The sequence below is a fragment of the Sphaerobacter thermophilus DSM 20745 genome (assembly GCF_000024985.1).
Taxonomy (GTDB): domain Bacteria; phylum Chloroflexota; class Chloroflexia; order Thermomicrobiales; family Thermomicrobiaceae; genus Sphaerobacter; species Sphaerobacter thermophilus.
Genome location: NC_013524.1, coordinates 1,220,645 through 1,244,792, shown reverse-complemented (window position 1 = coordinate 1,244,792; position 24,148 = coordinate 1,220,645). Strand labels below are relative to the sequence as shown.

Here is a 24,148-nt window from a genome sequence, read left to right as displayed (position 1 = left end):
TCGAATGTGGGCACACCGGGAAGGACACGATAGGTGCAGCGCTACCGCATCGCCGTCATCGCCGGGGACGGGATCGGCCGGGAGGTCATTCCGGCGGGCAAGGCCGTCCTCGAAGCCGCCGTTGCCGGATCAGCCGAGCTGGTCTGGACCGATCTCCCCTGGGGCAGTGATTACTACCGCGAAACCGGCGCGATGATGCCCGCCGACGGAATCGAGACGCTGAAGGGGTTCGACGCCATCTACCTCGGCGCGGTCGGCGACCCGCCTCACATCCCCGACCACGTCACCCTCTGGGGCCTGATGCTCCCCATCCGCAAGGCGCTGGACATGCACGTCAACGTCCGCCCGATCCGCCTGCTGCCGGGCATCACCGGCCCGCTGCGGGACAAAGGCCCGGCCGACATCGACATGATCTTCGTCCGCGAGAACACCGAAGGGGAGTACGCGGGGGTCGGCGGTCGCATCCACGTCGGCACGCCGTACGAGGTCGCGCTGCAAACGGCCGTCTTCTCGCGCTTCAACGTCGAGCGGGTCGTCCGCTACGCCTTCGAGCTGGCGCGCACCCGCCGGCGGCACCTGACCAGCGTCACCAAGAGCAACGCGCAGCAGTACAGCATGGTCTTCTGGGACGAGGTGGTCGCGGCCGTGGCCGCGGATTACCCCGACGTCGAGGTCCAGTCGCTGCTGGTCGACGCCGCGGCGGCGCTGATGGTCCGCGCGCCCGAACGGTTCGACGTGGTGGTCGCCAGCAACCTCTTCGCCGACATCCTGACCGATCTGGGCGGCGCCCTGATGGGCAGCCTGGGTCTGGCCCCCAGCGCCAACCTCACGGCCGATCCGGCGCTCCCCTCACTCTTCGAGCCGATCCACGGCAGCGCCCCCGACATCGCCGGCCGGGGTGTGGCCAACCCGCTCGGCGCCATCTGGGCCGGCGCGATGATGCTGGAGCACCTGGGCGAGGCGGACGCCGCCGCACGGGTCATGCGCGCCATCGAAGCCACCACTGCTGAAGGGACGACCCTTACCCCCGACCTCGGCGGCACCGCCTCCACCGACCAGGTCGCCGAGCGCGTGATCGCTCACCTGTCCGCTAGCTGAGGCGCGCAGGCAGGAGCGGCGCGCCTACCGCGCTCCACAGGGGGCGGGAGTCAGCCGGGCTCACAACGTAAGCCGGCTGCTGCCGGCTGGGGATCAATATGGAGTGCGGCGGCCTGAGTCGCCGCTTTGGTATGGTGCGGCATTAGCCGCGCCATGCCGTGATCCCGGAGGCTGGTGGCGCGTAAGATCCCGCACCGCGGCGCGTGCCCGGGGCTAGAGCCGCCGGGCCCATGCCGACCGGCGGGCACCGTAGCATATGGGCCTCAGCCCTGCTGCGTCCCCCAGCCGGCTGAAGCCGCCTTCCCCGCCGTCCACCCACGGCGGACGGAACAGAACCAGACCTACCGCGTCCCCTGCAGGCCGAGGATGCCCGCGGCCTGGCGCAGCAGTTCGCGGGCTTCGGTCACGTCGCGGCCCGCCTCGGCGGCGGAGATGACCTGCTCGCCCATCTCGCGCAGCACCTGGATGCCGGTCGGGGTGTCGAGGTCGTCGCCGATGGCGTCCGTGAAGGCACGGTGGGTATCGGCAACATCGAGCGCCGGGCCGCTCCCGCCCGGCAGGCGCACGGCACGGCGGAGCAGATCGGCCAGCGGCTCGAAGCGCGCCGGGCCGTCGTCCTGATACTCGAACGACTCGCGGTAGTGGTTGCTGAGGAGGTAGAGCCGCAGCGCGTCGGCCGTGTGGTCACGGAGCACGTCGCGCACCAGCACCAGGTTCCCCAGCGACTTGCTCATCTTCTCGCCCTGGTACCGGACCATGGCCACGTGGACCCAGAAGCGCGCGAACGGCTCCTTCTGCGTGTACGCCTCGGTCTGGGCGATCTCGCTCTCATGGTGGGGATAAATCAGGTCGCCACCGCCGCCGTGGATGTCGATTTGAGGGCCGAGGTAGCGGTAGGCCATCGCGCTGCACTCGATGTGCCAGCCGGGCCGCCCGGGACCCCAGGGGCTGTCCCAGGCAGGCTCACCCGGTTGCTGGGCCTGCCAGAGGATGAAGTCGAGCGGGTTCTCCTTGCGGGGGTCGTTGGGGTCGGCGCCGCGCTCGGCCGAGAGGGCGATCATCTCTTCGGTGCTGCATCGACAGAGGTGCCCGTAGTCGGGGTCGCTGGCCACCCGGAAGTAGACGTTGCCGTCGCGCACGTAGGCCATCCCGCGCTCGACCAGTGTTGAGATCATCTCGATGATGGTCGGGATCTCTTCGCTGGCCCGAGGGTAGACAGAGGGTGGGAGGATGTTGATGCTATTCAGGTCCTCCTGGAACTGCCGGATGTAGCGGTCTCCCAAGCGGTCCCAGGGCTCACCAACCTCGCGCGCCTTACGGAGGATATCGTCGTCGATGTCGGTGACGTTCTGGACATACTTCACCCGCCACCCGAGGTGCTGGCAGTAGCGGTTGATGACGTCGAAGGTCAGGTACGTCATGGCATGGCCCATGTGCGTGGTGTCGTAGGGCGTGATGCCACAGACGTACATTCGAACGGTCTTGCCGTTGAGCGGCGTGAACTCTTCCTTGCGCTGCGTGAGCGAGTTGTAGAGACGCACGACCCCTCCTCCTCAACCCAAGTCTCTCGCCCGACCCCACAAGCCCATATGCTACCATCCCGAACACGTTCCTGAGTGACCAACCCCGCGGCAGTCAGTCGCGTTCCCCTCACAATCCCGTGAGCCGACGACTCGCGATCCCTGGGAGCCGGTCGGGTGTGGGCTACAATAGCGGGCACAGACGATGCAGGGCAAACACAAAGGAACCCTGCCCCTATAGCCGGCGGTACGGAAGGGGTGAAGCATGACCGTCACTGTCGGCCAGACCGCGCCGGACTTCACGGTCATTACCACGGACCGCAAGCAGGTGCGGCTCTCGGAGCTGGTCCAGGACCGCCCGGCCGTCCTGGCATACTACTACTTCGCGTTTTCCAGTGGCTGAGTCAACGAGATGTCCTCGTTGCAGGACAGGATCGACGAGTTTCGTCGGTCGGGTGTCGAGGTCTACGGCTTGAGCGTCGACACGCACTTCGCCGCCGCGGCATGGGCGAAGGAGTTGGGACTCACCTTCCCGATGCTGAGCGACTTCAACCGCGAAGGGATGACCGCCCTCGGGATCACGCTCGACGAGTTCATCGGCTACCGCAACATTTCGCACCGCGCGATCATCATCGTCGATCGCGACCGCGTCGTGCGATACGTGGATGTCGCACCGATCCGAGGGATGCCTGACCCCGATGCGGCCCTGAACGCAGCGCGTGCCCTGGCCCACGGGTGAGGCCGGGGACGACAGTAACACTGCCTGACCAATGACCCGCGACGCAGAACGCATGACGCATGACGCATGACGCATGACGCATGACGCATGACGCGTCACACGCCCAGGGCGAGGCTGCCATGTCGAGCAGAGCATCGAAGCACCGGCAGAAGCGACGCCAGCGGGTCGGCGTCTGGCTCCAGCGGCAGGTGGCCACCCTGGCGGGCAGGATCATCCTGCTGCTCGCCGGGATCGTCATCGTCACAGTCGCGGGCAACACGGTGATGTACTTCAGCCTTGACGCCTTTTCCTCCTATGATGACGCGCTCTGGTGGACGATGGACCACCTGTTCGATCCCGGCGCGCTAAATGAGGATAGGGGATGGGCTCAACGCCTCGTGGGTCTCGCCCTGGTGGCCGCCGGGTTGATCATCCTGGTCGGCATCCTCGTCACGCTGGCAACTGAGGTCGTCGAACGGTCGCTCGAGCGTCTGGCCAGCGCGGACCTCCCGGTGGACGTGCGCCAGCACCTCCTCTTCGTCGGCTGGGACGACACCACCCCCGACATCCTCCAGACGCTCGACTACCTCCAGCCACATCTCCTGGGCGGGGAACCGACGCCCTTTCGCAGCATCGTGGTGCTGGCACCGGACAGCCTGCGCGACCGTCGCGCCCAGCTTCAAAATCTGCTGCACCAGGCGATCCCCTCGACGACGACGCAGATCACCTTCGGGAATGTTCTGCAGCCTGAAAGCTACGAGCGCGCCGCGGCGCGGGACGCCTACGCCATCGTGATCAGCGGCGCGGGGACGATCGACCCGAGCCTGGGCGCCGCTGACGCCAACGCCGTGCAGGCTGCGGCGACGCTCGCCGGGTATCTCAACCAGGGGGACGGCACTCCACCCGACACGACGCCGCTGGTGAGCGTCGTGCTCTACGCGGGGGAGCACGCCGACGCGGCGAAGACGATCCTCCCACCGCACTTCAATGACGTGGTCGTCGATCGGATCATCACCGGCATGCTCGCGCTGGAGTTGACTGCACCCGCCTGGGGGAAGGCTGTGCGCAACTTGCTGGTCAGCGGCGAGGGAGCGGGACTGCATCTGGTGCGGGACGACCGGTTGACCGGGATCCCCTTCCGCGACCTGATCGGTCACCTTGCCGCGGCAGTGCCTCTCGGTGTCATGACGACTCGTGACGGGTCGCCGCAGTCCCTGCTCGCGCCGGACCCGAGCACGGTTCTCGGCCCTGATGACGCGGTCATTGTCTTCGCCGCGGACACGGCTGCCGCCGACGCGCTCCGGGAGGTGCCCACCACCGATACACCGGCATGGGCGGGCGAGATCCCCTCGATGACCGACCTCGAGGTCCGCACGGTTCTGGTCGTTGGCTTCAATAGCCGGATCGTGGCACTGTTGCGGGAACTCGCCCTCGCCCCGGCCGCGCGGTTCCATGTCACGTCGTTGAGCCAGACCCCGGATTCGCGGCGTTCCCGGAGCGTACCCGGCTGGGTACGCGACCGGCTGACGATTCGCTATCTCGACGGCGACCCGACCGACGGCAGCACGCTGCGCCAGGCGATCAGGGACGCCAAGCCAGACGCCATCATCGTCAGCGGCGACGTGGTGGAGCATCCACGCGCGCCGGATGCGGCCGCCGTCTTCAGCTACCTGGCGACCCAGCAGGTCGTCCAGGGCGCGGTCCCGGTGCTGGCCGTCGCCTACTCCAGTACCTATGCGGATCTTCTGGCACAGGATGCGGGCGGAGCAAACCTCCCCGGTGCCGCCGAGATGGTCGGGGGCACGCTCGCCTGGACACTGCTGCGCACCGACATCACGCCGGTGCTGGCCGCGCTGTTGGATCCCTACCGGACGACCCTTCGGACGGTCCGCCTGCCTGACACGGGGACTCCCGCGCGGTTCGATGCGCTCTACCGGCGCGCCCTGCAGCACGGTGCGGTGCTCGCCGGGATCATGCAGCCGGACGGCACCCCCTCACTGGCCCCGCCACCCAACACCCCAGTCGAGCCGGGCACCGCGCTGCTGTTCCTCACCAGCGCGGCGCGCACGCGGCCGACACCTCCCGCCAAGACCGACACCTCTGGCGTGGCGACTCACGACCAGGCACCGTGAGGCGAGATGCGTCATGCGTCATGCGTCCCCCTCACCCCCGGCCCCTCTCCCACCAGGGGAGAGGGGAGAATGACGCATGACGATGACGCCCGCTACGGATGCGCCAGAACCATGTCGAGCACCACCGTCTGGCCCGCGCGCACGCGCTCCAGGCCACGCCGCAGCGCCGGCAGGACCTCGTCCGGGTCTTCGACCCGCTCCCCGTAGCCACCGACCGTCTCGGCCATCTTGTCGTACCGAGGCGCCGGCAGCAGGTCGATGCCGACGAATCGATCCTCGCGCACCGAGTAGCCCTCCGGGTAGTTGGCAACCAGCGGGCGCTTGGTGGCGTTGTAGCAGGAGTTGTTCAGGACCACGATCAGGACCGGCGCCGACTGCGTCTGCATGGCCCAGAGCGCCGCCAGCGGTGCGCCGAAGACGAAGCAGCCGTCCCCCACGAGCGACAGCACCGGCCGGTCCGGATTCGCCAGCTTCACCCCGAGCGCAGCCCCGAGGCCCCAGCCGAGCGCCGAGCCACCGCTCCCGAACCAGGTGCCCGGCTGCCGCGCCGGGGCCTGCTGCCAGACGGCGCGGTTGCTGGTCACCATCTCGTCGACGACCAGGCAGTCCGGCGCTTCTTGAAGCAGTTGCCCCAGGCAGTGGCCCACCCAGGCGACTCCCATCGGCCGCTGCCGTGCGGCTCTCGCTGCTTCCTGCCACGCCTCCCGGAGCTGCTCGTGGCGCGCGGCGAGGGCATCCTGCCGCGCCGCGATGCGCTCCCGGTCGGACGCCGTCAGCAGGTTCGTCGCCTCGTCGGCGATCAGGTCGAGCGCGCGGCCGGTGTCGGCCCGGATCGGCAGATCCACCGGGAACGTCCAGAGCGGGACGCGCTCCTTGATCGGGTCGAGGCCGATCTGCACCACAGTCGCACCCGGGGCGGGCTGGATGCGCGTCGGGATGTAGGGCACGTCCTGGTCGAGGACGAGGACAAGGTCCGCCTCGGTCAGCAGCGTGCCCGGGTCATCGCCCTGGTGGAGCGGGTGGTCGGCAGGGAAATTCACCCGCTCGCGCCAGTCCACCACCGGCAGCGCGAGTAGCTCCGCCAGCCGCACCAGTCCCCGGTACCCCGCTTCCGTCCGTCCCGTGGTCCCGGTCAGCACGACGGGTCGCTCGGCGGCCACCAGGAGCCGGACCACCTCGCGCAGCGCTTCCGGGTCGCCCGCACCGATGTGCACGGGGCGGAAGCGCTCCGGCTGGTAGATGTCGATCGCTCCGACGCGCTCCATCAGCGGCTCGCGCGGCAGCGTCAGGTAGACCGGCCCCGGCGGGTCGCTGGCGGCGATCTGGAAGGCGCGCGCGACCACCTCACCCACCTGGTCGGCGCGCCGCATCTCGTAGTCCCACTTCACGTAGTTGCGCACGATCCCGTCCTGGTCCGACTGCTCCTGGAGCCAGTGGATGAAGTTGTCGCGACTGCCGCGCACGGCCGGGTCCGTGGTGTACGGCGCACGCCCCGCGGCGATGACCACCCCGGCGCGGCCGCGCTGCGCATTGTGCACCATGCCGCCCAGGTTCTGGGTGCCGACATCGACGTGGACCAGCACCGCCTGCGGCCGCCCCGTTGCAGCGTAGTAGCCGTGGGCGGCGGCCAGGGCCACCGTCTCGAAGAGACACAGCACCGTGCGCGGGACAGGGCGGCCCAGGCTCTCGAGCTTGGCCAGTGCCTCCTGGATCGGGAAGGTGTCCGTCCCGGGATTGAGGAACAGGCACTCCACACCCTGCGCGATCAGCGCCTCGACGTACCCCTCCGCGGCCTCGCCGACATCCACCCGCGTCACTGCCGGCCCGGCAGTTCCGGGACCGGGTTGCGTCGTCGCCATTCCCTGCGCCTCCTCTCGATCGTGTGGCATTCGGCTCGCATTATAGGTGTTCGCGCCACTCCCGGCCCGTGCCGGGCATCCCCGACGCCGGGCGTGTACGATTCACGGTGGCTGCTGGTCGGCTCTGCGGGAGGAATGGATGGCGCGACTACTGGTACTGGATATCGACGGAACCCTGCTGGATCCCTCGGACATCGTCACGCCCACCGTGCGGGAGGCGATCGCCGAGGCACGGGCACGCGGCGTGGAGGTCGCCCTGGCGACCGGCCGGCGGGTGCGCTCGACTCGCCCGGTCGTCGAGGATCTGGGGATCTATCTGCCCCTGGTGGTCTACAACGGCGCCCTGGTCTGGAGCACCGAGGAAGACCGTCCGCTGCACGAGACCCCCTTCACCCGGGACGTCCTGGAGAAGGTCATCGCCGCGGCGCGCGAGGCCGGTCTGCCGCCCGTCCTGCTGCAGGGGCCGCAGGCCGGGGAGCGCATCATCCTGCCCGACGATCTCCCGCCTGAGTCGGAGGCAGCCGTCGCGGGCTACGTCGGCCCGCGCGTGCAGGAGACGATCCGCCTCCCCTGGTCGGCACTCCCGGAGCAGCAGCACGTCCTGACCGTCGACCTCTTCAGCAGCGACGAGCGACTTCGGCCGGTGACCACGGAGCTGGCAAACCAGCTCGGCATCCCGGCCTACCACCACGGCCCCTGGGGTCCGGCCAACCTCTGGGCGGCCAACCTCCACATGCCGGGTGTGAGCAAGGCGAGTGGGGTGGCCAAGCTCGCGGCCGACCTGGGACTGACGCTGGCGGACGTGGTGGCCGTCGGCGACGGCGACAACGACTTGCCGCTGCTGGAGGCGGCCGGGTTGGGCGTGGCGATGGGCAACGCGCCGGAGCACGTCCAGGCCCGTGCCGATGTCGTCGTCCGAGGCCACGACGAAGACGGCGTCGCCGAGGCCATCGAGCGCTTCGTCCTCGCCCGGCTCGACGGCCGTGAACAGCGGCGGTCTTGACACGCCTACCGCCGCGCGGCACGCTCCCCGGCACACCACCCACTCGGAACCTTCCGGGGTGCCGCGCGTTTAGGGAAATGGCGGGTATCCCCGCCATCGGGTCGCACTTTGGGATGGGAATGGGAAGGGTTCGCATCGTGAAGCCACGCGCTCTTGCGCGCGGTGTCCGGGTTTGCCTCATCCTCCTCGTCGTCTCGATCCTCCCGTTGAGCCTTCCGGAACCAGCCGCCGCACGGGATCTGTCTGACCCGCAGGACTTCTTCGGTATCGTCGGCCGCGATCCCTGGTACGAGTACAACACCAATCCGGAGAAGTTCCCCAACGACGTCAACCGCACATTCCTCGACAACCTTCACGCCGGTATGGCCGAGATGGGGGCGCGCTGGGTCCGGGTTGAGTTCCACGCCGAGTACGACGAGCCGGTCGGGCCCGGTCGGATCGATTGGGCCAAGCACGACTGGTACTTCCTCGACAGTGCGCCGCGCTACGGCCTGAAGACGCTGGCCGTCCTCGGTACCGGCATCGTGGCCGATCTCGACAAGACCTATCAGTTCAAGCACATCAACGATAAGCCCGACTCCGACGGCAGGAACCTGTACAGCCGAACCTACGTCCAGCGCGTGCACGAGATTCTGGACCACTACGGCGACGCCATCGAGGCGTACGAGATTCTGAACGAGCCGAACGCCAACCAGCTCCTGCACTGGGAGACGAACGGCCGTGAGAAGGCGGTGAACCCCGATATCTACGGGCAGATCGTCACCGACATCTACACCAACGAGAAGGCCGCTCACCCGAGTGTGCAATTCATAGCCGGCAGCCTGCTCCACGACCACGACGTCCAGAACGGCCGCGACGAGCACTTCGAGTGGATGCGCAAGGTCTACGAGTCGCCCGCGGTCAAGCGCTACGTCAAGGAGCACGGCCGCTACCCGTGGGACGGTATCTCCATCCACCCCTACTACCTCAATCCGACACAACTGCTGGCCCACATGGAGGAGCTGCGGAGCCTTCAGGAGTCGTACGGCGACACCACGCCGATCTGGGTCACGGAGATCGGCTGGCCCGCCGAGCCACCCGAGTGGACCAGCTTCGGGATCATGGACCCGACCGCCAGCGAGCAGGAGCAGGCCGACTACCTGTACGCGGTCTACACCACGCTGCGCGACCAGGCGCCCTACGTCGAGCGCGTCTTCTGGTTCAAGTACGAGGACTTCGGCGGCGGCGGCACCTACGCGAACTGGGGCCTCGTCCGCCTGCGCGACTCCTCGCAGCGCTACGGCCCGGACGCCACGCCCTGGCCGAGGAAGCCTGCGTTCAGCGTCTACCAGTCGCTCGCCCGGCCTGACCGCGCGCCGACCGCGCCGGTTCCGCCCCCGCCCGACATCGGCGAGCGCGTCCGCTACTTCCCGGAGACGGGTCACACGCTGCGCGACCCGTTCCTCCGCTACTGGGAGCAGTACGGCGGGCTGGCCATGTTCGGCTTCCCGAAGACCGAGGTCTTCTACGTCCAAGGCCGCGCCGTGCAGTACTTCGAGCGCGCTCGGTTCGAGTACTTCCCCGAGTTCCGCGGCACGCCCTACGAGGTGCAGTTCGGTCTGCTCGGCCGTTACGTGACGCGCGGGCGCGAGTTCCCGGCCGAGCCGCCCCCCGAGAAGGAAGAGCCGGGGCGCCGCTACTTCCCGGAGACCGGGCACTACATCTCGTTCGGCTTCAAGGACTACTGGGAGAAGAACGGCGGCCTCGCCATGTTTGGCTACCCGATCAGCGGCGAGATCACTGAGAACGGCCGTACGGTGCAGTACTTCGAACGCGCCCGCTTTGAGTGGCACCCGGAGAACAAGGGGACGCCCTACGAGGTCCTCCTTGGGCACCTCGGCAATCAGGTTCTCAGCACATCAGGCTGGTACCGCTGATTCGGTCACGCGATCCCGGCCGTCCGATCGCGAAGGGGGATGCTACAATGCCGCCGGGCGGATCGGCCCGGCGGCTGTCCGTCCGTGGCTGGTTGGCCCCGAGGATCGGGGGAATGTGGCGCGGAGTGACGACACGATGACCTATCGCTTCATTCTGGAGGTGCCGGAGGCGCTCGCCGAGGAGGCGCAGGCTGTCGTCGAGCGAACCCCCTACGCCGAGGCAATCGCCGTCCGCCGGCCCGGCGAGGAGCGCGCCGAGATCACCGTCGTCGCCCACGCCCACGACATCATCGACGCGATCTACCAGTGGCAAGTGGAGCAGCCGGAGGCGGCCGAGGCCCGGTTCGAACTCTTCGGCGGCGAGCGGCTTCGCCTGGCGGACACCGATGCCGCCGGGCTCAAGGCATTGATCGAGGGAGAGCACGACGAGATGGCGAGCAGGGTTCAGGGCGAGCCCGGGTCGGCACTGCAGACGACGGATGCGGTCCTCCAGCCGTATGCGCTCTCACCCGCCCCGGAAGGTCCGGTGAGCCAGGCCGAGCGCTCGCTGGTCATTGAGGCGATCGACCATCTGGCGATCCGGGTTGCCAACATCCGGAAGGCTGAGGAGTTCTACCGGGACTTCTTCCAGATGGACGTGGTGCTGCGGGCCCACCGCGAGAACGGCAACTGGGTGCGGCTCCCGTCCGACTACGACTGGGAAGAGGGGCTGCGCCAGGGGGTGTACGTCGATCTGGTGTACCTCAGCCACCCACCGCTCTCGCTGGTGCTGCGGGAAGCGGGCCGCGGGGCGATCTTCACCGAGCCGCGGCTGGACCACGTGAGCCTGCGCGTCTCACCCGGCACATTGCTGACCATCCGTGCCCAGGCGCTGATCCGGTCGTTCCCGGTGACGGACGACCGGCCGCACTCCTTCGTCTTCCGTGACCCGTTCGGCGTGACCTGGCACCTGACCGACGCCGCGGCGGGCTGAGGCCTGGGGCGCGCCCCCAGACGGAAGGACCTCCGACATGCAGGACGTCTATCGCGAGCTCATCGACGCGCTGTCCGAGACGCCGCAGCAGTTGGTCGCACTGGCGCCGGAGGCCGAGGGGGCGCCTCGCTCCAACGAACACTGGGGGCTGGCTGAGATCGTCGCCCACCTGGTGGACGTCGAACGACTCTACCGCGGTCGGATCCAGGAGATTCTCGCCCGAGAGGGTGCCTACCTGCGCCGCTTCGACCCTGACCGCGCGGCGCGGGAGCACGACTACGCTTCCAAGGACCTGCACGCGGTGCTGGACGAGTTCGCCCACGAGCGCGGGGAGACGCTCTCGCTCCTGATGAACCTCGCGCTGAAGGACTGGGAGCGGACCGGCATCCACGACGAGTGGGGCGAGGTAAGCGTCGAGGATCTGGTGGAACGACTCGTCGACCACGACGCCGCGCACCTGCGACAGGCGCGCGGGGAGAGCTAGCCCGCAGCGTCTCGGTCCTGCCTACCTCGCCCGCAGCGGCGCCGCGGCCCGCACCAGCGCCAGTGTCTCCTCCACGGTGTCGTGCGGCGTGATGGCGCGGACGACCACCTCGTCGAGCACGCCGTCCCACGCTGCCAGCGCTTCCTGGATGGCCTCGGCCGACGACGCAGCGATGCAGGTGTCAACCGGTGCAACCCCCATGCGACGGAAGTGATCGGCGTAAGCCGGGATGCGGGCGTACCGCGAGCCTTCCTCCGTGAGGCGCCTCGCCGCATCGTCGCCTAGCGCCACGCGCACGTAGGCCGCCAGTGCCGGGGTCTGCCGGCCTGCTTTCGCCGCGCCGGCCTGGACCCACTCGACCGACCGCCGGGCATATTCCGGCGTGAGCCAGTTGAAGAGGACACCGTCGGCCACCTCCCCCGCCAGGTGGCACATCTTCGGGCCCAGTGCGGAGATGTAGATCGTCGCGTCGAGCGCCTCCCGCAGCGCCTGCACGCCGTCGCGCACGCGCGCCAGTGCTCCGGGGCCACCCGCGCCGCTGCCAACGCCGAGCAGCAGGCGATGAAGCGGGAGACTGGTCCCGGCGTCACCCTCAACGTCCGCCGCGCCCGACTGACCAAGGACCTGCGCCGCGATGCTGCTCGGGCTCCGCCGCGAGAGGGCGATCACCCCGACGCCAAGCGCGATCGTCTCCGTCACCTGCGCCGCCTCAGCCAGAGCGGCCAGCCCGTCCCCTTGCGGCGTGTCGTTCACCCAGAACGAATCGTAGCCGAGCGACTCGGCCTCGGCCGCTGCCGCCCGCGTCACCTCCGCCGGCACCGCCGCGGCGATTCCGAACCCCCGCCTGCTTCCCGCCATGTCGCCCTCGCTTCCCGTCCTCACCCCGGGAGCACGTGCTCCCCTAGTGGCTATCCTCACCGATCAACGGGACGTCGTCCTGCTCCAGGGCGGTTTCGTCGTCCCACTCCAGCATATGGTGGGAGCGTCGCGCCTTGGTCTCCAGGTAGAAGCGGTTGTACTCGTTTGGCGGGATCACGAGCGGCACCCGCTCGACGATCCGCACCCCGTGCCGCGCCAGATCCTCGATCTTCGCCGGGTTGTTCGTCAAGAGCCGGATCGAGCGGACCCCGAGCGCGGCCAGCATCCGCGCCGCCGCCCCGTACTCGCGCTCGTCGTCGTGGAAGCCAAGTGCCAGGTTCGCGTCTACGGTGTCGAGGCCGCGGTCCTGGAGCGCGTAGGCTCGGATCTTGTTGGTCAGGCCGATGCCGCGCCCCTCCTGCCGCAGGTAGAGGAGGACGCCGCGCTCACTCTGGCCGAGCAGCCGCAGCGCGGCTTCGAGTTGGTCCCGGCAGTCGCAGCGCAGCGAGCCGATGGCGTCCCCGGTGAGACACTCGGAGTGGAGCCGCACCAGCACCCCTTCTGCCCCGCGCACGTCACCGCGCACGAAGGCGGCGTGCTCCCGTTCATCGTGCACGTCGTTGAACGCGACGGCACGGAAGCGCCCGAACCGCGTGGGCAGGTCTGCCTCCGCCGCGATTTGGATCCCAAGCGGCTCCGGCGCCGCGTCGGCGCTCCATCCGTTCACATGCATACCGCTGTTCCCTCCGGTTCTCGGCTCGGGCCGGGTCCGACCGGATACACTCCAAGCGGCCCAGCCGACGGGACACCCCCGAACCGATCCTACCGCGAGGAGCGAATCAGGAGGTACCCACGATGGTCGCGCGCACCCCGCCTGAGCCAGCCTCCCTCCAGGGCGACCGCATCACGCTCACCCCGCTGGGGGAGGCCGATCTCGACGACGTGCGCCGTTGGCGGTCCGACCCGGACGTTACGCGCTATTGGATCACACAAGTCGTGCCAACGCGCGCGGAGATGCGAGCATGGCTCGCACGCAATCGGCGCGAGGGAGCCCTGCTCTGGGTGATACGCGATGAGCGGCGCCACCGGATTGGCTTCGTCACCCTCTTCGGGATCGACCCGGAGCACCGCAAGGCTGAACTGGCTCTGATGATCGGCGAGCGCGACATTTGGGGGCAAGGCTACGCCCGGGAGACACTGCGCGTCGTCCTGCGACACGCCTTCACCCCTACCAGCTACGGTGGACTTGGACTACATAAAGTGTGGCTCTGTGTGGTCGCGGAGAACCAGGCGGCACGTCGCGCCTACGTCGCCTGCGGCTTCCGCGAGGACGGTGTGCTCCGGGAGGACCTGTACCGCGACGGGGTGTGGCACGACCAGATTCTGATGAGCATCCTGGAGGACGAGTTCTGGCAGCAGGACGAGGCACGCCCGGGAGGCACCAGGGACTAGCGCGCCGCAGGGGTGCGACGCCTCTGAAGACACCGGCGGTGCGGCCTCGCACACCGCACCGCCGCGTCAAACGAAGCGCGGGTGATGCCTCGTTTCGGCGTCATCCTGAGCTAAGCCGCCCGGCGCAGGGTGGCGGGCGGCGGAAGCGAAGGATTCTTCCTTGGAACCACCGGCAGCGTGATGCTTCTCCGCCTCCGCCTGCCCGGCTTCGCTCAGGGTGGCATTGCCTGAGATGTCGGCCTGGCTCTGTTATCGGAACCTGTGATCAGTCGTGGCGACGCTGTAGACGAACTCGACCCGGTTGGTGCAGATGTCGAGCAGCCCCGCCTCCAGAGCGAAGAAGAGCGCGACCGCGACGACGCTCGGCATCGCCCAGGAGACGGCGAACCAGGCCGCGACGCCGGCCAGCACCGCGAGCGACCAGAGCACCACCCGCGCCAGCAGGACCCCGTTCCGCGCTCCGGACACCGTCAGCAGGTACGGCCCGCGCCGGTCCAGTACCGATGAAAGGACGATGCTGCAGACGCCCACTGCCAGCGCGATCGCCAGCAGCACCTCCAGCGTCAGCTTCATCTCGCCTCCCTTCCCCGGTGGATCTCGCTCACCATCAGTATCCCGCCACGACCGCCGCGACCATATCACGCACCAGTCCCGAACCCCGACGTGACGACATTCCCAACGCCTCGGGCAAACCGTACCTTGGCGATAGCCGATCGACCTCCCGACGCGGTACGGCAGTGCCGCGCCGTACCGGGACATCCGTCCCATCCGGCACCGCCCGTGCCGACCCGGCACCGCATCGACGCCATCGGTACCAGTCCGCACATGCCGGAGTACCGGGCAAGAACACCATGCGGGGCACGTCCGAGGTCCATGGGCGCCGATCACTGACCGGTCGTCATGCCGATCCCGCCGTCGAGTCCAACTCAGCGCCCGCAGGCGCCTCCGAGGTCCATTTCTCGGTGTGACCGCGGGTCAATGTGCCTCACTGACAAACTTTGACAAGGACTGGTGGTGTCTGTACACTGTGTCCGTATGGAAGCCGGTGCGGCAACCCGAATACGCAACCGGACGAGTCGGGAGGGAAGATATGTTGATTCCACGCTGGTGCCGGATGACGGCAATCGCGGGGACGATGGCCGCAACCGCGCTTCTCGGAAGTCTGCCGGTCAGCGCGGCACAGCGGCACACCATCATGGTCGGGGAGACGCTGACGGGCATCGCAGCGGCCTACGGCGTGACGATCGACGCCATCGCCCAGGCCAACGGCATCGCCAACGTCGACCTGATCTATGCCGGGCAGCAGCTCATCATCCCCACCGCTGATGACGACACCGCCCAGCCGACCGCAGCCCCCACGGCAGCTTCCGAGCCCGCGCCGACCGAGACGTACACGATCCAACCGGGCGACACGCTCTGGAGCATCGCCGTCGCCCGCGGCCTCACCGTGGACGCGATCCTGGCGGCCAACCCGGCGATCTCCGACGCGAACCGCATCTACGCCGGACACACGCTCACCCTGCCGGGTGGTGCGGTACCCCTGTCCACCGGGGCGGCCGGGGCGAACTGGTCGACGCAGGACGTGCGGCAGCTCATCGAGCGCTATGCGAACGAATATGGGCTCGACCCGCTCCTGGTCCAGGCGCTCGCCTGGCAGGAGAGCGGCTGGCAGCAGCACGTCGTCAGCTCATCCGGCGCCATCGGAGTCATGCAGGTCTTGCCCGAAACCGGTGCCTGGGTTTCGCAGTTCGTGGTTGGACGCCCCCTCGACATCCGTGGCAGCGTCGAAGACAACGTGCTCGCCGGGACCGCCTACCTCCACTGGCTCATCAACCACTTCGGCGGCTCGCTCGAATTGGCGCTGGCGGGGTACTACCAGGGTCCGGGCAGCGTCGCACGAACCGGCGTCCTCGAGGAGACGAACCGCTACGTGCAGAACATCTTCGCCATCCGCGACTACATCGCTCACCATGGCGTCCCGCCCCGGTAGCGCTCGCGGGGCGGAATTCAGCACACCCGAACGGGCCGGGCGAGCACTCCCGCGTGCTCGATCCCGGCCCGTTCGCTTCCCCGGGTTTTACCGTGCTCAGCCGATCATGTTGAGCAACTCGTCGAGTCGCCGGATGGACGGCACCGGGCGCCCCTCGGCGTCCCGCTCCGGCCCGCTACCGTCCCGGTCGAGCAGGACCGCCTCCATCCCAGCGGCCCGCGCGCCCAGGAAGTCCCGCTCGTAGTCGTCCCCGACGTGGAGCGCACGGCTGGGCTCCGACCCACCGAGGGCCAGCGCCCGCTCGAAGATGGCCGGGTGCGGCTTCTCCACACCGACGACCTCGGAGATGACCCAGAAGCCGATGTACTCACCGAAGCCCAGGGCGAGGAGCACGCGGGAGATGGTGGGCCGGGCATTGGCGATCACCCCGAGCTTCAGCCCGCGGTCCCACAGCCCGCGGATGGTGGGCATGGCGTCGTCGTAGACGTGATACATGCGGGGCGTGTCGTAGGCGTCCCGAACCGCCGCCACGCTGCGCTCCAGGTCGGCATCGGGGACGCCCGCGTTGCGGAGCACGTTGGTGACGAACGTGCGGCGGCGCTCATCCCCGGCCGCGGCGCTGACGCGGTGGTCCGGCGGCACGCTCGCCGCCCGGCGCCGCGCAGCGGCATCCCACTCGGCGCTCAGCGCGGCCTCAAGCCGGGCCTCATCGACCTCCAAGCCAATCTCCGCCAGCACCTCGGCGTAGGCGCGCGCAAGGTCCGGCCGGAACGTGAGCAGCGTCCGCCCGACATCGAACGTCACCAGGTCGAACGCAAAGCACGGTGCCGACATCGGGCGTTCCTCCTGTCCGTCATGCGTGGTGTGACAGGCGACGCCGCCTCACCGCACCAGGAAGCCGGCGAACGGGTCGTCCTCCTCGACCACGAAGGTATGGAAGCCGGTGAGGTAGCCGCGGCCCGCGATCTCCGGCACCACCGCGGCAATGTCGCCGACCTGGGTCTCCCGCAGCACCCGCGCCGTGTAGTGGCTGCCGATGATGCTCTCATGCACGTACGGCTCGCCCAGACCGAGCTGGCCATTGGCGTAGAGCCACGCCACGCGGGCCGCAGTGCCGGTGCCGCAGGGCGAACGGTCCACCTCACCGTCCGCGAAGATCGTCACGTTGCGCCCGTGCGCCGCGGGGTCAACCGGCGGCCCACAAATGATCGTGCCGTAGATCCCGCGCAGTTCCGGCTCGAGCGGGTGGACCACGTCGAGCTGCGCCTCGACCGCGTGCTTGACCGCCATGCCGAAGGCGATCAGGTCCTGTACCTGCTCCTTCCGGACCTCCAGCCCGGCCACACTGGCGTCGACCAGGGCGTAGAAGGCGCCGCCGAAGACCACCGCCACCGGGAATGTCCCATATGGCGTTTCGACCTCGACCGCCGGGGCGTAGACGAAGGAGGGAACATTCTCGAAGGCCACCTGCCGGACTCGGCCATCAACGACGGTCCCGCGCGCCGTGATCAGCCCGGCCGGGCTGTCGTAGCGGATGACCGTCTCCTCGCCGGCCACCGGGTGCATGCCGGTCTCCAGCAGCACCGTGGTCAGGGCGATGATCCCGTGGCCGCACATGGTGGAGTACCCCTCGTTGTGCATGAAGAGTACGCCGTAGTCGGCCTCGGGCGTCACCGGTGGCGTCAGGATAGCGCCGTACATGTCGGCGTGACCGCGCGGCTCCCACATCAAGATGCGCCGCACCGCGTCGTGGTGGTCACGCATCTCCCGCCGCCGCTCGAGCATCGTCGCGCCCTTGAGCCGCGGCAGCCCCGCCGTCACCACGCGCAGCGGTTCCCCGCCCGCGTGGGCATCGATGGTGGTGATTATCCGGCGTCCGGCCATCTGTCCCCTCTTCGGTCCGCCGACCCTAGCCGAGCGGCGGGTACACGTCGTCGATCGCGAGCGCCCGCAGCGTGGCCTCGAGATCCTCCCGTATGCCGTCGTCGAGGCGCGGGCCCGGCTCTCGCAGCACTGCGCAGTCGATCAACCCCCGGCGGCGCAGGATCTCCTTGCGGATTGCCACGCCCAGCTTCGGCTGTCCCTCGAAGACCAGCAGCGGCAGGTAGCGATAGTAGGTCGCCTCGGCCTCCGCGCGATCGCCCGACTCCCAGGCGCGCCAGATCCGGACCAGGATTTCCGGGTAGGCGAAGCCGGTCATCGTCCCACTGGCGCCGCGCCGCAGCTCATCCAGCATGTACATGCCCCCGAGCCCGCCCACGATGGTGGCCCGCCCTTCCAGCAGCTGCAGCGTCTGGGCCGTGCGCTGCGGCGTCGGCGGGTCCTCCAGCTTGATCGTGGTGATGGCCGGCACGGCACGCACCAGGTCGGCCATGGCCCGCGGCGAGAGGGTGACCCCGTTGACCGGCGGGAAGTCCTGCAGCACGATCGGAATGTCGATCGCCGCGGCCACGCGCTCGTAGTGCCGGGTCAGGGCCGGACCGGGTTGCAGGAAGGTGGGCGGCGCCACCATCACCCCGGCCGCACCGGCCGCCTGGGCCTCGCGGCTGGCCGCGATCGTCGCCTCGGTCCCGTCGTGCGAGGTGCCGACGATGATCGGTACCCGTCCGGCGGTGACCTCCATCACGATCTCAATCAGCCGGCGGCGTTCTTCCTGCAGCAGCTTCTGCGCCTCACCAGCCACCCCGAGGATGGTGATTCCATCGACCCCCATGCCGATGGTGGCCTCGGTCAGCCGCCGCAGGCTCGCCTCGTCGATTGCCCCGTCCGGGCGGAACGGTGTCGAGAGGATGTTGTACACCCCACGGAGTCCAGGCATCGGATCACGTCCTTCCCAGCCCACAGGCCTGGTCGATCAGCCACAGCGCACGGGCGCCTCTGCACCGCGCAGCACACCGTCCCCGCACGGGGCATTCTCGTCCCCACCCGGCACCCCGAGCAAGGGCTATACACGCAGGCGGGGGGATATCCCGCCCCGCCTGTACACGCTCGCGTCTAGAGGGTGGCTAGTCACATGAGGCTGAGAACGCTTCGCCGCCTCGGCAATCTACCGCGCCAGCCCGCGGAGCACAAACAGCAGGTTCGCCGGACGTTCAGCCAGCCGGCGCATGAGGTAGAAGTACCACTCGCTGCCGTAGGGCGTCGCCACCAGCACCCGGTAGCCCTGCCGCACGAGGTCACGCTGCAACTGCGGCCGGATCCCGTAGAGCATCTGGAACTCGAAGCGATCCGACCCGATGCCGTGGCGCTTGGTGTAGTCGATCACGTGCGCGATGATGCGCTCGTCGTGCGTGGCGATCGCGGTGAAGCTGCACTCGTCGAGCATCCGCTCCGCGAGGTACAGGTAGTTCCGGTCGACCTCGCTCTTCTTCTGGTAGGCGACGTCCGCCGACTCCAGGTACGCCCCCTTGACCAGCCTCAGGTTGGGCTTCAGCGGTAGCAGGTCCTCGAGGTCCCGCGCGGTGCGGTAGAGCATCGCCTGGAGGACGGTGCCGACATTGTCGAACCCGTCGGCCCGCAGGCGACGGTAGATCGCCAGCGTGGCGTCGACGCGCGCCGACTCCTCCATGTCGATGCGGATGAAGTTGCCCACGGTTGCGGCGTGGGCGACCACCCGCTTCACGTTCTCGTACGCGATATCCTCCCCGAGATCGAGCCCCAGGTGCGTCAGCTTAAGCGCGATATTCGTCTGGAGCCCCTCGGCGGCGATCCGATCGAGCACGTCGCAGTAGGTATCGGCCACGCCGCGGGCCATGGTCTCGTCGCGCACCCCCTCGCCGAGGAGGGTCGTGTTGGTCCGCAGCCCTTGCTCGTTGAGCCGGCGCAGGACGGGGACCGCCTCGTCGAAGGTCTCGCCCGCGACGAAGCGGCCCGCGCCCAAGCGCATACCGTACCGGCGCACGAACCGTGACACCCACCGGTTCGACGTGGCCATGAGGATGCCCTTGCGGAACACCAGGTTCACCGAGGCCGAAACCTGGCCGAGGGGATTCTCCCCGAGTGTCGACGATCCATGCGCCGTCACGACAACGCCACCCTTTCTCGCTTTATCGAGCTAGAGCCGCTCGCCGACCGACTTCAACTCCATGAAGTGCTGCAGGTAGTCGGGACCACCCGCTCGGGTGTTCGTCCCGCTCAGCTTCATCCCGCCGAAGCCATGCACCCCTTGCAGTGCCGCGGTGCACTTCCGGTTTAGATAGAGGTTGCCCACCTCGAACTCGAACCGTGCCCGCTCCAGGTGGGCCCGGTTCCGCGAGTAGACCGACCCGGTCAGGCCGTACTCGCTCGCGTTCGCGATGGCCAGCGCCTCGTCGAAGTCCTTCGCCTTCACGATCGCCAGCACCGGGCCGAAGATCTCCTCGCAGGCGATGCGAGCATCGGCCGGGACGTCGGCGAAGATCGTCGGCTGGATGTAGTAGCCCGGCCCCTCGGCCGGCTCACCGCCGAGCACCAGGCGCCCCTCCTGCTTGCCGATCTCGATGTAGTTCAGGATCGTGCGGTACTGCTTCTCATCGACCACGGCGCAGACGGTTGCCTCGCCGCTCTCGCCGGAGCCGACCTTGACCGTCTCCCGCGTCAGCGCCACGACGCGCTCCACGATCTCGTCGTAGACGTCGGCGTGGACGATAGCGCGCGAGCAGGCCGAGCACTTCTGGCCGGAGAAGCCGAAGGCGGACGCGACGATGCCCTGCGCTGCGTCGGCCAGGTCAGCATCGGCATCGACGATGATTGCGTCCTTGCCGCCCATCTCGGCCGCGACCCGCTTGAGCCACCGCTGCCCCGGCTGCACCCGGGCCGCCCGCTCGTAGATGCGGACGCCCACGTCCTTTGAGCCCGTGAAGTTGACGAAGCGCACCCGCGGGTGGTCGACGAGCGCGTCGCCCACCTCGGCACCACTGCCCGGGAGGAAGTTGACCACGCCCGCCGGGACGCCGGCCTCCTCCATGATCTCGAACATCTTGTAGCCGATGACCGGGGTGTTGCTGGCCGGCTTGACGATCGCCGTGTTGCCCGCCGCGACCGGGCCCATCGTCATCCCGGTCAGAATGGCGCAGGGGAAGTTCCACGGCGGGATGATCACGCCGACGCCCAGCGGCACCCAGTAGAGCTGAACGGCCTCCTCCGGGATGTGGCTCAACTGGACCGGCTGCGCCAGCTCCAGCGCCTGCCGCCCGTACCACTCCAGGAAGTCAATCGCCTCGCAGACCTCGCCCTCGGCCTCATCCCAGGGCTTGTCGAGCTCGTAGACCATCCAGGCCGCCAGCTCCAGCTTGCGCCGCCGGATGATCGCCGCCATGCGGAACAGCACGCTGGCGCGCCCGCTGGCCGGCATCCGCCGCCACTCCTGGTACGCGGCCTCCGCCGCTGCCACCGCATCCTCGACGTCGGCCGCCCGTGCCTTGGCGACCAGGCCCACGACCTGATCCGGGTGACCCGGGTTGACCGAGCGGATCCACTCGCCCGTCTCCCGCCGCTCACCGCCGATGACGATGGGATAGCGCTGCCCGAGCTGGCTCTTCACCTGCTCCAGCGCCGCCCGCATCGCCGCGCGATTCTCCGGGAGGGAGAAATCCAATGCTGGCTCATTCTGAAACGGTCCGCGCATCGCTTGACCACATCCTCTCATCCAGGTACCAGTACGCAGTCGTTGCCTCGTCCGTCACGCCTGTACGGTAGGCGCCCAAGACGAGGCGCTTACGACTAAAGCGTACTCGGACTGCGTCGATCTGTCCCCGGAGACGAGCTATGAGCCGTCTTCGCCTACCGCTCCGCCGGACGCTTCCGCCGGAGGATGAGGTTGCCGAGGTGATCAACGTGACCCGCCCAATTCGGTGGCACCACCGTCGTCGCAGTCTGCTCTTCCACTACAGCCGGGCCTTCAAAGGTGGCCCCGATAGGCAGGACATCACGGCGGAGGATCAGCGTATCAACCGGCTCGCCATCGAAGATGACCTTGCGTGTCTCGCGTACAAGCTCCGTTTCCTCTTGGGGCTGGAAGCCCTGGACGCGGCCTGCCAGCAAGCCGAGCGCGGCCACACGTAGATTGACGATCTCCAACGGCGCGCCGGGTGTCGCATGACCGTACCGCGTGCGGTAGGTCGAGTGGAAAAGCTCTGTCATCCGCGCGATGTCGGCCTGTGAGAATCCGTTCCCCCGCTCCACGGGGATGTTGACAAAGTACTCCTGGCCGACGTAGCGCATGTCCGCGGAGTAGATGAAGCGCATGCGATCTTCGGGCACATGCTCCTCTTCGAGAATCGCGCGCCCCTGCGCTTCCAACTCGGTGAAGACGTCGTCAATCTGTTCCGGCGATGTGCTGTCGAGCGCGGAGTAGAACGTGCGGACCAGATCGTGCCTGACGTCGGTGTGGAGCATGCCCCACGCCGAGAAGGTTCCGGGAGCCCAGGGAACGATCACCTCGCTGATCTCCAGCTCGTCGGCGAGCGCGGCGGCATGCATGGGACCGGCCCCACCGAACGCCAGTACCGAAAAGTCCCGGGGGTCGATTCCCCGCTTGACGGTAAGGGTGCGCATGGCGTCGGCCATCTTGGCATTGACGATCGCCAGAATCCCCTCCGCCAGCGCCTCGCTCGTCATGCCGAGGCTATCCGCGAGCCGCCCGATCGCCCGGGCAGAGGCGTCGTAGTCCAGCGTCATGTTACCCCCGAGGAAGTACCCGGGGTTGATCCGACCGAGGAAGAGATTGGCATCCGTAACCGTAGGCTCTGTGCCGCCCTTGCCGTAGCACGCCGGCCCTGGATCCGCACCGGCACTCCGCGGGCCAACGCGCAAAGCCCCGGCTTCCAGCCAGGCAACGGAGCCACCACCGGCACCGATCGTGTGAATGTCGACGATCGACATCAGTACCGGCAGGCCCTCCAGCACCGTCTCCGTCGAGACCGACAGCTCGCCATTGACGATCAGACTCACGTCAAAGGAGGTACCGCCCATGTCGACGCAGAGCAGGTTCGGCCGTCCCAGCGCCTCGCTCAACGCCTTCCCACCGATGGTGCCGCCCACTGGCCCGGACAGGAGGGTCTGGATCGGGGTCTGCCGCGCCGCCGCCGAGGTCATCACCCCGCCGTTCGACTGCATCACGTAGAGGCGGCTCTGCACCCCGCGCTCGGCGATCTGCCGCTCCAGGCTCTCCAGATAGTTCTCAATCGGCGGCGCGATGTACGCATTCAGCACGACGGTCGACGTTCGCTCGTACTCACGCCACTCCCGGGCGATTTCATGGGAGAGGGAGACCGAAACGCCCGGCAGGCGCTGGGTCAAGATCTCCCGGACGGCAAGTTCGTGCTCCGGGTTGACGTAGGAGTGCAGGAAGCAGATAGCAACCGCTCGGATTCCCTCTGCTTGGATCTTTTCGATGATCGGCTCGAGATCCTCCGTGTGCAGCGGCTCCTGCACCGTCCCATCCCAGCGAATGCGCTCGCGAACAGTGTGGATGTCGCTCGGAGGCACCAGCGGGGTCGGCTTGCGATAACGGAGCGCACGAAGCTCTTTGCGGTCACCACGAGCAATCGTGTAGACGTCCTTGAATCCTTCGGTCGTGATGAGCAGGACACGGGCCCCCCGCCGCTCGAGGAACGCATTGAGGCCGACCGTGGTACCGTGCACCAGGAAGCCGATTTCACGTGGGTCATCCAGCACCGTGGTCAACCCGGTTATGACACCCTCCGCCGGATTGTGCGGCGTGCTGAGCACCTTGCCCGTGAAGGCCCGTCCCCCGACCTCGTCGTGGACGACCAGGTCAGTGAACGTACCACCGATATCAATCGAAACCTTGTACCTACTCACGCCGCTACTCCCTGCTCTCGGATACGGAACCGCTTGCCAATTCCTCGGAGATGAGGAAGACCGCGTCACGGATGCGCTGGACATCGTCGCGGAGCTTGGCTTGCACGTGTGGGTCAAAGAACCCGCGCCCGAAGCTCTCCCGATCAGGCCAGTCCACGGTAGTCATGAAGCGATAGGGCGGAGGATCCCCGGTCCACGTCCCATAGATTCGGTAGAAGGACGACGCGATGACGCCAGGCATCGACATATTGCTCTCCTGGTGCTCGCCCAGGCGCCACGCCAGGAATTCCTCTTCGTCCGTCTCCGGCGGTAGGTTGTACAGGACCGTCAGCCGGATCATCG

At 68.3% G+C, this 24,148-nt stretch carries 22 protein-coding genes; 10 read left to right on the top strand and 12 right to left on the bottom strand.

The window, feature by feature from the left end; all coding sequences use genetic code 11:
* Positions 1 to 33 precede the first annotated feature (33 nt).
* Positions 34 to 1,098 carry a tartrate dehydrogenase gene (locus STHE_RS17570; RefSeq protein ID WP_012873953.1) on the top strand — a complete coding sequence of 355 codons (1,065 nt, stop codon included), beginning with the start codon at positions 34 to 36 and terminating at the stop codon, positions 1,096 to 1,098.
* 341 nt (positions 1,099 to 1,439) lie between these two features.
* On the opposite strand, the gene cysS is transcribed toward STHE_RS17570, so the two are convergent.
* A complete protein-coding gene (gene cysS, locus STHE_RS17565) occupies positions 1,440 to 2,639 on the bottom strand; it encodes a cysteine--tRNA ligase (protein WP_012873952.1) in 1,200 nt (399 codons plus the stop codon).
* 244 nt (positions 2,640 to 2,883) lie between these two features.
* On the opposite strand from cysS, the gene STHE_RS19630 reads away from it, so the two are divergent.
* The 3 genes from STHE_RS19630 to STHE_RS17555 all read left to right on the top strand — a co-directional run bounded on the left by STHE_RS19630 (position 2,884) and on the right by STHE_RS17555 (position 5,468).
* On the top strand, positions 2,884 to 3,021 hold the full coding sequence (locus tag STHE_RS19630) for a thioredoxin domain-containing protein (protein WP_083776219.1): 138 nt from the start codon (positions 2,884 to 2,886) through the stop codon (positions 3,019 to 3,021).
* A 9-nt stretch (positions 3,022 to 3,030) separates the two neighbouring features.
* A complete protein-coding gene (locus STHE_RS17560) occupies positions 3,031 to 3,357 on the top strand; it encodes a redoxin domain-containing protein (protein WP_083776218.1) in 327 nt (108 codons plus the stop codon).
* Between the two features lie 119 nt (positions 3,358 to 3,476).
* Positions 3,477 to 5,468 (top strand): hypothetical protein, encoded by a 1,992-nt coding sequence (locus STHE_RS17555; RefSeq protein ID WP_012873950.1) that lies wholly within the window; start codon positions 3,477 to 3,479, stop codon positions 5,466 to 5,468.
* Positions 5,469 to 5,560: 92 nt separating this feature from the next.
* On the opposite strand, the gene STHE_RS17550 is transcribed toward STHE_RS17555, so the two are convergent.
* Positions 5,561 to 7,327: a thiamine pyrophosphate-requiring protein gene (locus STHE_RS17550; protein WP_012873949.1), complete on the bottom strand. Its 1,767-nt coding sequence runs from the start codon at positions 7,325 to 7,327 to the stop codon at positions 5,561 to 5,563.
* Positions 7,328 to 7,466: 139 nt separating this feature from the next.
* On the opposite strand from STHE_RS17550, the gene STHE_RS17545 reads away from it, so the two are divergent.
* The 4 genes from STHE_RS17545 (at position 7,467) to STHE_RS17530 (ending at position 11,703) form a co-directional block, all read left to right on the top strand.
* Complete coding sequence (locus STHE_RS17545) at positions 7,467 to 8,330, top strand: HAD family hydrolase (RefSeq protein WP_012873948.1); 864 nt, start codon at positions 7,467 to 7,469, stop codon at positions 8,328 to 8,330.
* A gap of 137 nt (positions 8,331 to 8,467) precedes the next feature.
* Entirely contained in the window at positions 8,468 to 10,246 is a 1,779-nt protein-coding gene (locus STHE_RS17540) for a glycosyl hydrolase (RefSeq protein ID WP_041400526.1), read from the top strand.
* A gap of 115 nt (positions 10,247 to 10,361) precedes the next feature.
* A complete protein-coding gene (locus STHE_RS17535) occupies positions 10,362 to 11,219 on the top strand; it encodes a VOC family protein (RefSeq protein ID WP_041400524.1) in 858 nt (285 codons plus the stop codon).
* Between the two features lie 37 nt (positions 11,220 to 11,256).
* Positions 11,257 to 11,703 (top strand): DinB family protein, encoded by a 447-nt coding sequence (locus tag STHE_RS17530; RefSeq protein WP_012873945.1) that lies wholly within the window; start codon positions 11,257 to 11,259, stop codon positions 11,701 to 11,703.
* A 21-nt stretch (positions 11,704 to 11,724) separates the two neighbouring features.
* On the opposite strand, the gene STHE_RS17525 is transcribed toward STHE_RS17530, so the two are convergent.
* Both STHE_RS17525 and ribA read right to left on the bottom strand, forming a co-directional pair.
* Complete coding sequence (locus tag STHE_RS17525) at positions 11,725 to 12,561, bottom strand: LLM class flavin-dependent oxidoreductase (protein WP_012873944.1); 837 nt, start codon at positions 12,559 to 12,561, stop codon at positions 11,725 to 11,727.
* A gap of 43 nt (positions 12,562 to 12,604) precedes the next feature.
* The gene (gene ribA, locus STHE_RS17520) at positions 12,605 to 13,294 is read right to left on the bottom strand and encodes a GTP cyclohydrolase II (RefSeq protein ID WP_012873943.1); all 690 of its coding nucleotides are present in this window, start codon (positions 13,292 to 13,294) and stop codon (positions 12,605 to 12,607) included.
* Between the two features lie 122 nt (positions 13,295 to 13,416).
* Between ribA and STHE_RS17515 the strand changes: the two genes are divergently transcribed.
* The gene (locus STHE_RS17515; RefSeq protein WP_012873942.1) at positions 13,417 to 14,013 is read left to right on the top strand and encodes a GNAT family N-acetyltransferase; all 597 of its coding nucleotides are present in this window, start codon (positions 13,417 to 13,419) and stop codon (positions 14,011 to 14,013) included.
* Between the two features lie 249 nt (positions 14,014 to 14,262).
* Here STHE_RS17515 and STHE_RS17510 read toward each other — a convergent pair whose 3' ends face one another.
* Positions 14,263 to 14,586, bottom strand: coding sequence for a hypothetical protein (locus tag STHE_RS17510; protein WP_012873941.1), 324 nt, complete (start codon positions 14,584 to 14,586; stop codon positions 14,263 to 14,265).
* Positions 14,587 to 15,103: 517 nt separating this feature from the next.
* On the opposite strand from STHE_RS17510, the gene STHE_RS17505 reads away from it, so the two are divergent.
* Positions 15,104 to 16,003 carry a lytic transglycosylase gene (locus STHE_RS17505; RefSeq protein ID WP_012873940.1) on the top strand — a complete coding sequence of 300 codons (900 nt, stop codon included), beginning with the start codon at positions 15,104 to 15,106 and terminating at the stop codon, positions 16,001 to 16,003.
* Between the two features lie 96 nt (positions 16,004 to 16,099).
* On the opposite strand, the gene STHE_RS17500 is transcribed toward STHE_RS17505, so the two are convergent.
* From STHE_RS17500 to STHE_RS17470, 7 genes are all read right to left on the bottom strand, one after another.
* Positions 16,100 to 16,837: an HAD-IA family hydrolase gene (locus tag STHE_RS17500; RefSeq protein ID WP_012873939.1), complete on the bottom strand. Its 738-nt coding sequence runs from the start codon at positions 16,835 to 16,837 to the stop codon at positions 16,100 to 16,102.
* A 48-nt stretch (positions 16,838 to 16,885) separates the two neighbouring features.
* Complete coding sequence (locus tag STHE_RS17495) at positions 16,886 to 17,887, bottom strand: proline racemase family protein (protein ID WP_012873938.1); 1,002 nt, start codon at positions 17,885 to 17,887, stop codon at positions 16,886 to 16,888.
* A 25-nt stretch (positions 17,888 to 17,912) separates the two neighbouring features.
* Positions 17,913 to 18,821, bottom strand: coding sequence for a dihydrodipicolinate synthase family protein (locus tag STHE_RS17490; RefSeq protein ID WP_012873937.1), 909 nt, complete (start codon positions 18,819 to 18,821; stop codon positions 17,913 to 17,915).
* A gap of 228 nt (positions 18,822 to 19,049) precedes the next feature.
* A complete protein-coding gene (locus tag STHE_RS17485) occupies positions 19,050 to 20,027 on the bottom strand; it encodes a proline dehydrogenase family protein (RefSeq protein ID WP_012873936.1) in 978 nt (325 codons plus the stop codon).
* Positions 20,028 to 20,057: 30 nt separating this feature from the next.
* A complete protein-coding gene (gene pruA / locus STHE_RS17480) occupies positions 20,058 to 21,608 on the bottom strand; it encodes an L-glutamate gamma-semialdehyde dehydrogenase (RefSeq protein WP_012873935.1) in 1,551 nt (516 codons plus the stop codon).
* Between the two features lie 155 nt (positions 21,609 to 21,763).
* Positions 21,764 to 23,806 carry a hydantoinase/oxoprolinase family protein gene (locus tag STHE_RS17475; protein WP_012873934.1) on the bottom strand — a complete coding sequence of 681 codons (2,043 nt, stop codon included), beginning with the start codon at positions 23,804 to 23,806 and terminating at the stop codon, positions 21,764 to 21,766.
* Between the two features lie 4 nt (positions 23,807 to 23,810).
* Complete coding sequence (locus STHE_RS17470; RefSeq protein ID WP_012873933.1) at positions 23,811 to 24,146, bottom strand: hypothetical protein; 336 nt, start codon at positions 24,144 to 24,146, stop codon at positions 23,811 to 23,813.
* Positions 24,147 to 24,148: the final 2 nt, after the last annotated feature.